The sequence below is a fragment of the Streptomyces sp. NPDC059524 genome, from assembly GCF_042749255.1.
GTDB lineage: Bacteria > Actinomycetota > Actinomycetes > Streptomycetales > Streptomycetaceae > Streptomyces > Streptomyces xanthii.
In genome coordinates this window covers 22,605-23,464 of record NZ_JBHYTK010000024.1, presented here as the reverse complement: position 1 = coordinate 23,464, position 860 = coordinate 22,605, and the positions used below count along the sequence as shown (strand labels likewise).

1 protein-coding gene is annotated in these 860 nt (G+C 74.0%); it reads left to right on the top strand.

What is annotated here, in order from left to right; genetic code table 11:
• Window positions 1–49 precede the first annotated feature (49 nt).
• Complete coding sequence (locus ACFW9D_RS09995; RefSeq protein WP_384619885.1) at window positions 50–859, top strand: thioesterase II family protein; 810 nt, start codon at window positions 50–52, stop codon at window positions 857–859.
• Window position 860: the final 1 nt, after the last annotated feature.

Genomic DNA, 860 nt, shown 5'->3' with positions numbered 1-860 from the left:
CCCGGGGCGGCGGCACGCCCGTTCCCTGCCGAGCGACGAGGAGTTGACGGTGTCCGTGACCTGGACGGCCGCCGGGACCGAGGACGCGCGCACCGCGTCCGACGGCGGCGGCCTGCGACTGTTCTGCTTCGCCCACGCGGGCGGCGGCAGCTCGTTCTTCCACCCCTGGCGCGAGGCGCTGGGTCCCGGGGTCGATGTGCGGCCGGTCGTGCTGCCCGGCCGCGAGCGCCGCTCCCGGCAGGCCTCGCACACCCGGATGGGGCCGCTGGTGGAGGAGCTCACCGCCGAGCTCGCCGGGCAACTGGACCGGCCGTACGTCCTGTTCGGCCACAGTCTCGGCTCGATCGTGGCCTACGAGACCGCCAGAGCCCTGCTCGAGCGGGGCTCGAGGCCGCCTTCGGCGCTGCTCGTGTCGGGGCGGCGCGGGCCGTTCGTCCCCGACACCCGGCCGCCGGTGCACAACCTGCCGGAGGACGCGTTCCTCACCGAGGTGTCGCGCCTCGGCGGCACCCCGCCGGAGCTGCTGCGCCAGCGGGAGCTGGTGCGGCACTTCCTGCCGCCGCTGCGGGCCGACCACGAGATCAACGAGACGTACCGGCCGGCCCGGCTGCCCGGGCCCGCGCTGACCTGCCCGGTCTTCGCGTTCACCGGGGCTGCGGATCCGCTCGCCGACCCCCATGCGGTGGCGCGCTGGCGCGAGGTGACCAGCGGCGACTTCCGGCTGCGGGTGTTCCCCGGCGACCACTTCTATCTCAAGGGGGCTCCGGAGGACCTGATGACGGCGCTGCGCACGGCGCTGTCGGGCGTGGATCCGCTCTCGAGTGTTCTTCGAAGGCCCTTTCATAAAGTCGCAATGTGAT